The 7,142-nt window shown below is 41.0% G+C and carries 10 protein-coding genes; all 10 read left to right on the top strand.

Going from position 1 to position 7,142, the window contains the following annotated elements; translation table 11 throughout:
- A partial coding sequence (locus ACXAGV_RS18940) for a hypothetical protein (RefSeq protein WP_474874572.1) occupies nt 1-413 on the top strand: 413 nt, incomplete at its 5' end.
- Between the two features lie 1,518 nt (nt 414-1,931).
- Nucleotides 1,932-2,171 carry a hypothetical protein gene (locus ACXAGV_RS18935; RefSeq protein WP_474874571.1) on the top strand — a complete coding sequence of 80 codons (240 nt, stop codon included), beginning with the start codon at nt 1,932-1,934 and terminating at the stop codon, nt 2,169-2,171.
- A 134-nt stretch (nt 2,172-2,305) separates the two neighbouring features.
- Complete coding sequence (locus ACXAGV_RS18930; protein WP_474874570.1) at nt 2,306-2,713, top strand: hypothetical protein; 408 nt, start codon at nt 2,306-2,308, stop codon at nt 2,711-2,713.
- Nucleotides 2,714-2,825: 112 nt separating this feature from the next.
- The gene (locus ACXAGV_RS18925; protein ID WP_474874569.1) at nt 2,826-3,131 is read left to right on the top strand and encodes a hypothetical protein; all 306 of its coding nucleotides are present in this window, start codon (nt 2,826-2,828) and stop codon (nt 3,129-3,131) included.
- Between the two features lie 146 nt (nt 3,132-3,277).
- On the top strand, nt 3,278-3,589 hold the full coding sequence (locus tag ACXAGV_RS18920) for a hypothetical protein (protein ID WP_474874568.1): 312 nt from the start codon (nt 3,278-3,280) through the stop codon (nt 3,587-3,589).
- A gap of 115 nt (nt 3,590-3,704) precedes the next feature.
- Nucleotides 3,705-4,136 carry an Imm32 family immunity protein gene (locus ACXAGV_RS18915; RefSeq protein WP_438499287.1) on the top strand — a complete coding sequence of 144 codons (432 nt, stop codon included), beginning with the start codon at nt 3,705-3,707 and terminating at the stop codon, nt 4,134-4,136.
- Nucleotides 4,137-4,509: 373 nt separating this feature from the next.
- The gene (locus tag ACXAGV_RS18910) at nt 4,510-4,977 is read left to right on the top strand and encodes a hypothetical protein (RefSeq protein ID WP_474874567.1); all 468 of its coding nucleotides are present in this window, start codon (nt 4,510-4,512) and stop codon (nt 4,975-4,977) included.
- A 125-nt stretch (nt 4,978-5,102) separates the two neighbouring features.
- Nucleotides 5,103-5,417, top strand: coding sequence for a hypothetical protein (locus ACXAGV_RS18905; RefSeq protein WP_474874566.1), 315 nt, complete (start codon nt 5,103-5,105; stop codon nt 5,415-5,417).
- Nucleotides 5,418-5,487: 70 nt separating this feature from the next.
- Entirely contained in the window at nt 5,488-5,907 is a 420-nt protein-coding gene (locus tag ACXAGV_RS18900; RefSeq protein WP_474874565.1) for a hypothetical protein, read from the top strand.
- 136 nt (nt 5,908-6,043) lie between these two features.
- Nucleotides 6,044-6,403 (top strand): DUF2147 domain-containing protein, encoded by a 360-nt coding sequence (locus tag ACXAGV_RS18895; protein WP_474874564.1) that lies wholly within the window; start codon nt 6,044-6,046, stop codon nt 6,401-6,403.
- Nucleotides 6,404-7,142: the final 739 nt, after the last annotated feature.

Genomic DNA, 7,142 nt, shown 5'->3' with positions numbered 1-7,142 from the left:
TTAACACACTCACTGCGTTCGCTGGGACGCATACACGTGGGGCGGCTGCGCCATTATGCCCCACATGTCTGCGCCCGTTATTGGAAAGTTATGTGCCAAAAGGAAAATTAAAACTTTTTATGAATGTAGAACAAATTGGAACTCTAATGATTGAATGGGTTGCACCGTTGGTGATCGTCTTGTTTATTATTATCGTTTTCGTAAAAACAAGAAAACAAAACATCGCTTATAATGCCGTTGGCTTCTTGTTCATTATGCTTTCGGTGCTAATGAGCGGCGCCCCAAACTTCGTTGAATCGACTAGTATTGCAAACTGTCAATATTATAAATTGATAGCATTGCTTGCGGGCCTTTTAGGAACAACAATCTGTGCTGTTGTAGCTTTTAGAGACCAAGCAGCAAGCGACACATAACAATCACATTAAGTCGGTCGCAAGCTCCCTGGGACAGTAACACGTGGGCTCTGTCGCTTCGCTCGGATTTTAGCCCACGTGTTACTGCCCCTTATGTGGGTGTTAGGCGTCATTTACTTACAGCATAAAGAAGTGGGTTTAAACGTGACATTTAAGCATCAAGGTTGTTTCACTAGGTTGTCCTTACAGCTTGCTGTTTCGGTAGTTTCAACGGCTTTAGCAACGCGCTTTTCATCAACACCGCAACACCAACATTTAACATCACCAGTCTTCTAAACTCGCTCTTTTATCGCGCAATGTCGTTAACATCTGGCTTTTCGCACAGGGTTGTTTTATCTTAAATTCAATAATTTAAATAAGTGGCCGTATCGGCTAGTGGTGGCAGCAAAGCTGCGTACGTTTCTTTGTACGCCTAACAAAACGCTGTTGGCACTCCCTCCGGTCGCTGGGACGCTAACACGTGGGCTGGCTCGCTTCGCTCGGATTTTAGCCCACGTGCTAGCGCCCCAAAGCTTAGCGTTATGTACTCCTATGAGACTTCTCTTAATTTCAATACTTTGTGTCTTTCTTTTCTTTCCCGCGTACTGGCTATTTCATTATTTCGTCGGCCCCAATTGGGGTTCAGGAATAGCGGTTGTTTTATGCTGGCTTGTACTTCCGTACCTTTTACTTAAAAAGTGGGCTTCAACAAGAAGCAGAATATTTATAGTAGGCAACTATTTACTAGCCATAATTGTTTTAGCGCTTTCAATGTGGGTTTTATATAAATGGTTGTTTGTTGGTGAAGACCTTCAAGGTTCTGTTAGACTTCTATTTTTGTATATTTTTGCTGCTGTGTTTTACTTAGCTCAAGGAAGAATGCCTTATCAAAAAGAAAAGGAAACATCGGATGGAGAGAGTACATAACAACCCAATCAACACACTCACTTCGTTCGCTGGGACGCATACACGCGGGGCGGCTTCGCCATTATGCCCCACATGTCTGCGCCCGTTATTGGAAAGTTAGGTGACAAGTGGAGAATCTAAGAACTATTCTTTTTTTATGTGGCGCTTTCTCTTATCTGTATTTTTTGTACAAATACGTCAATGCACTCGAACTAGTTTGCAAAGAGTTGAAGTCGCAAGACAATTTAAAAATTCTAGGTATAACGGTAGAGCCGACAAAGTTAATTTTACTTGCAACTCCAAAGCTGACTTTTAAATTGATAAATCGCTCGTATATGAAAGGTCATCAAAGCAACTCGAGTTTTGTTTATGCTCATAATTTGGCAAGAAAATACTTTTTAGCTATGGCTTTCTCTGCCTTTTTTTCGTTTTTGCTGGTAGTTTTGCTCAAGGATGTTTGAGATGTCACCTAACAACTCAATAAACTCACTCACTTCGTTCGCTGGGACGCATACACGCAGGGCGGCTTCGCCATTATGCCCTACGTGCCTGCGCCCGTTATTGAAAAGTTATGTACTTAGGTGTAGCCCACAGAACGAGCAGTTTTTATAGAAGAATAGAGGCAATTTTTAAATGGAATATACTGTTGTAAATCAAGGAATGTTTAGTTTTTTATTCGGTATTTTTTGCGCATATTGGGCGCAAGAAACAAATAGAAATGCATGGGGATGGTTTTTCTTTGGGCTAATCTTACCACCTTTTGCAGGTATTATTCTTTGTATCTTAAATAGTGATGAGAAAAAACAGAAAATATCGAATTTACCGCCGCATTTAGAAAATAGAATCAAGCAACGTGCTGAAACGCAAGAATAAGTTGCACGTACATAACAAGCAAATAAAGTCACTCGCTGTCGCTCGTTGGGACGCTAACACGCAGGTCGCTTCGCTATTATGCCCTACGTGTTATCGCCCCTTATTTAAAAGTTATGCATTAAAAGGAGTTTATATTGCACAAGGCAGTTAAAGTGTTCTTAACCGGTATGTTTATCGGTCCAATACTAGCCGAAACACTCGGATTCATATCTTCTTTTACAATGCTTATAAATGCGGAAATGGGAAGAGTTATTCGGTTATCCGCGTCTTACCTAGGCCCGTTAAGCTCGATCTGGTTTTCCTTTGCATTGGTGATGGCGGTTTTAGAGACTAAGCCTATCCGATATAAGGTTATGGTATTTCCTGTTGCAGCTTTGTATGTACTGTCTACATCCTACATCTTTATGGATTCAGATAGCGTTGCTGAAACACTATTGTTCAACATCAATTATCTTTGTGGACTTGCTAGTCTAACGATTGCGGGCTTCTTAATTCTTCATCACTTCAAAACTCAATATGAGGTTATTTCGAAGCATGCATAACAAAAAAATTAAGTTCGCCCGCTGCGCGGGCTGGGACGCAAACATGTGGGCTGCTCACTTCGTTCGGATTTTAGCCCACACGTCTGCGCCCCTTATTTAAAAGTTAGGTACCATGAGGTTTTTAGCATTCGTTCTATTTTTTATTATTCTTTCCACTGGCTGTAGCGATCAAAAGTTGAAGGCTAGTTTTGCTAAATGTATGCAGTTTCAAAAAGGTGTTTATATTGGTGAATTATATGGAGAGTTTAGAAATGGAGAGTTTCTACAAGAAGGTACAAGTAAAGATGAAAATGCAATTCATTTTTTCTCACCCCATCCAGATTACTATTCTACGTACGAGTCTTATATAGTTGCTCGGGTTGCACCAAATGGAAACGTTCTAAATTTAAGCTGTTCTGAGAAAAGTCATGCTTTTTAATTGTAAGGCACCTAACAAAAAAATTAAGTTCGCCCGCTGCGCGGGCTGGGACGCAAACATGTGGGCTGCTCACTTCGTTCGGATTTTAGCCCACATGTCTGCGCCCCTTATTTAAAAGTTATACACCACTGTAATTGATAGATAAGATGGATTTTATTACCAACAAAAAGCCAAGTAACGGATATAAATTTGGCGTTGCTCTTGTCGCTGTATTAGCAACATTGCTTATGGTTTTCCTCATAGTGTCCGGTACAGTATCGCTCACGCAAGGGGCGTTTTATTGTTGGTTCTTAGTCAGCATCGTTTTTTATATGGCAGGGCCAGTGCTTGGCAAGCGCAAAGAATATCTTGGAAACGAACCATCTTCACAAGTTATGCGGGTAAATCTATTGCCGTACTTTCTATTCAGTTTCCTGTGTGGTGGTATCGCGTTTTATGGTTGGCTGTCTGGTGTATAACAAAAAAATAAAGTCACTCGCTATCGCTCGTTGGGACGCTAACACGCAGGGCCGCTTCGCTATTATGCCCTACGCGTTATCGCCCCTTATTTAAAAGTTAGCCCCCAGTTTGACTATGAATAAATTATCTGGAAAAGCTGCTGAATTGACTCGCCAAGAGTGGCGAGATTTAGGTTTTTACTACATTTCGAGTACAGAACAACAAAAGTGGATTCTACATGGCTCAAAAGTTGGCTTACTTAATCTTTGTAAGTTGGTAGAAGAATTTGCCGCTAAAAACCATCCACTTGGTGAACATGATCACTTATTACCGCATTGGTATTTGACTCTGACATCATGTGACACTTTTTCGATTAATAGTAGAGGTATTTCTGGAACACCTAAGCAGCTAAACGAATTTGCGAAAATATTCACGAAAAGTGTGCAAAACTCGAGTAAGGGCACTACTAGCTTGTTATCCAAGGACGTGTTCAGTTCAGAGTATGCAATAGAGTACACAGTTCACGGAGACAACTATGACCCTTCTTCGAAAGACCCTCAGTTATAGGGCTAACAAAAAAATTAAGTCACTCACTTCGTTCGTTGGGACGCATACATGCGGGGCGGCTTCGCCATTATGCCCCACATGCCTGCGCCCCTTATTTAAAAGTTATAAGGCGTCAGCCTAAACTTCGTTTGGCTTTTTAAACATCCCAGCAAAACTACCCTCATTTGTTTTCATTAGCATCGCTATGGCTTGTGGTAGGTTTAAATCCGCCGCTTTCAACTCAAAGGTGGTGTAATAGGCGCTTTACCTTCAAGCTCTTATTTTCAGCCAGAAAGCGCCATTACACTCGATACTCCAACTGGCGGCTAGCTTCAGTCAGGTCAAAACCATCACTGCTCAGTCGTTCTACTTGTCTGTGTTAACGATCAATCGTATGCTGGCTTTAACAGTTTTTAAAAAGACCAAAGGAACTGGCTTTGCTTATAACAAGGCGCTTAAGACCACTCCCTTCGGTCGCTCGGACGCATTTACGCGGGGCGGCTTCGCCATTATGCCCCACGCAACTGCGCCGCTTAGCTTAATGTTATGTGTCATCATTATGAAGCGAATATTTATAGTTTGGTCACCAGCAATATTAGGGCTCTTTTTGATCATTGTCGCAAAAGTTGACCTTTATCAGTTTGAAAGAGAAGTAATTGATATTCAGACGATGCTTTCCCGTGAATTACCGATTCTCATTGTTGGCGGTTTTCTCTCAATTGCTATATTTTTAAGTAGCTTTTATTGGTTGCATAAAAAGCACTGGTCAATAGCTATACAGTCATTTTTAAGTTCAATGACATTTTTACTGTTTTTTGTTGTTGGCGGTGCTATTGGTGCGTCTTATTTAAATGCCACATAACAAGCAAATTATGTCACTCGCTGCCGCTCGCTGGGACGCAAACACGTGCGCGGCTTCGCCATTATTGCGCACATGTCTGCGCCCCATATTTGGAAGTTATATTTCACCAAGGCAACTTGAAGCTCATGCTTTCTGAAGAAGATAGAAAAGAATTCAATAAGTATGCTGGCAATGACTGGACTAAAAGGAAAGTCTTTGGCCGAGAAACAAAATTATTCGTTTTGAAGCTTGCTCCCTGTTTTGCTTTAGCGTACTGGATTTATACTTGGTGGGTAGCTGGAGTAATTCCAAGCAGAAAGGGAAATCCGCCAGTACTTTATATCCATGAACCAGATATGTTTTTATTGTATTTCTGCAGCGCTAGTTCAGCTTTAGTGCTTGTGGTTTTATATTTAGCTCTAAACTATTTTGCTGCACTTCGCACTCATTGTTTAAAGTGAAATATAACAAGTCAATTAACGCACTCACTTCGTTCGCTGGGACGCATACACGCAGGGCGGCTTCGCCATTATGCCCTACGTGCCTGCGCCCGTTATTGAAAAGTTATGTTTTTCAGGGGAACAGGTGTACTTAGGTGATTGGGATAAAGCAATAGTAAGGAGCTTGCTGACATCTAGTTTACTGTTGCCAGCAATCTTTCTTATCGGCACAGATAACTTACAAAGTTCCGAAATCCCTGGATTAATAGCAACTTTTTCGCTCTATATTGGAGTTTTCCTACTAGTATCTATAGCAGGCTGGTTAATTATCGGGTTTCCAGTTCACTGGCTAGCTTGTAAGTACAAAAAAACAAACTATTTGTTTTACATGGCTTTACCGGTTACCTTTTCACTGGTAAGTGGCACTACTAACGGCCCTTGGATACTTGGCGTAATTGCTTCGGTTCAGGCTTTAATATTTCGGTATGTTGTTTTCAAAAACAAAACATAACAAAAAAATCAAGCTCGCCCACTGCGCGGGCTGGGACGCAAACATGTGGGCTGCTCACTTCGTTCGGATTTTAGCCCACATGCTTGCGCCCCTTATTTAAAAGTTATACACAATGCGCAAAATCAGGAAGATTAAAGTGAATAAAACCAAAACGTCTCTTTTATTTTCTGCTTGCATAGGCACTTGTTTAGTGACGATAAGTGCATTTGCTTCATCAACAATAGAAGGCGTTTGGAAACATGCAACAAAACCAGCTCTAATCGAATTCAATTTAAAAACTGGTGTAGCAAGTGTCAAAGAACACCAAATTCATAAACAAAACTCTGGCCTCACAATCATCAAAAATATTGTTCAATCAACAGAAACTGAGTGGGTTGGGGAAATGTACAATGGCTACAAAGAGAAATATGTATTCGTTACAATCAAGTTAAATGGCACATCGCTAGTTGTCTTCAACTCCGAAAACAGTGAAGTTCTTAAGCTTATTAAGGAGTAGCCTTGTGTATAACAAAAAAATCAAGCTCGCCCGCTGCGCGGGCTGGGACGCAAACACGCGGGGCGGCTTCGCCATTATGCCCCACATGCCTGCGCCCCTTATTTAAAAGTTATACACCTAGGGATATTCGTGAAGTTATTAATTATTTTTGCGCTATTAGTGATATTCACGCTTCAAAGTTTTAAGGTGTTACCTACTCCAATCGACATCGATGAGTTGCTCTATGATGCGACCATATTGATAACCAAAAAGGAGTTTTCTCAAGCTTACGAGACTTACCTGAGTATTATAAACTTAGAACCAAGCCTTACTTACAGTCAGAAAGTTAACGCATACTATGGTTTGCTTCAGTTAAGTTATATTCTAAAAACCGAAGAATCAGCAGTAAAATATAGTGATAAATTAATTCGCTTATTATCTAAAAATTCCAAGTACAGTAAGATGCATCAGCGAGTTTTACAAAGATTGTGCGTATCCCAAGATTGGGAAATATATAGGTACAGGTTTTCAAAGGTCTGCGCAGACTAGTTGTATAACAAACGCATTAACACTCGCTTCGCTCGCTAGGGACAAAAACACGTAGGCTCCCTGCGCTTCGCTTGGTATTGTAGCCTACGTATTTTTGCCCGTTATGCGGGTGTTATGTGCAGGACTTACCCAAACTTAGTGGACATCTCCTATAGTTAGATAAGAGGTGACTTATGGCTAATAAAAAGAAGGTTCATGCTTATACTGAAGA

It is taken from the genome of Alteromonas sp. ABH4_453 (genome assembly GCF_056160665.1).
This window is presented reverse-complemented; position numbering and strand designations above follow the sequence as displayed.

Excerpts from the sequence above, each read along its gene's own strand:
- ACXAGV_RS18935 (WP_474874571.1), top strand. The coding sequence starts at position 1,932 with ATGGAATATACTGTTGTAAATCAAGGAATGTTTAGTTTTTTATTCGGT.
- ACXAGV_RS18925 (WP_474874569.1), top strand. The coding sequence starts at position 2,826 with ATGAGGTTTTTAGCATTCGTTCTATTTTTTATTATTCTTTCCACTGGC.
- ACXAGV_RS18920 (WP_474874568.1), top strand. The coding sequence starts at position 3,278 with ATGGATTTTATTACCAACAAAAAGCCAAGTAACGGATATAAATTTGGC.
- ACXAGV_RS18915 (WP_438499287.1), top strand. The coding sequence starts at position 3,705 with ATGAATAAATTATCTGGAAAAGCTGCTGAATTGACTCGCCAAGAGTGG.
- ACXAGV_RS18910 (WP_474874567.1), top strand. The coding sequence starts at position 4,510 with ATGCTGGCTTTAACAGTTTTTAAAAAGACCAAAGGAACTGGCTTTGCT.
- ACXAGV_RS18905 (WP_474874566.1), top strand. The coding sequence starts at position 5,103 with ATGCTTTCTGAAGAAGATAGAAAAGAATTCAATAAGTATGCTGGCAAT.
- ACXAGV_RS18900 (WP_474874565.1), top strand. The coding sequence starts at position 5,488 with ATGCCCTACGTGCCTGCGCCCGTTATTGAAAAGTTATGTTTTTCAGGG.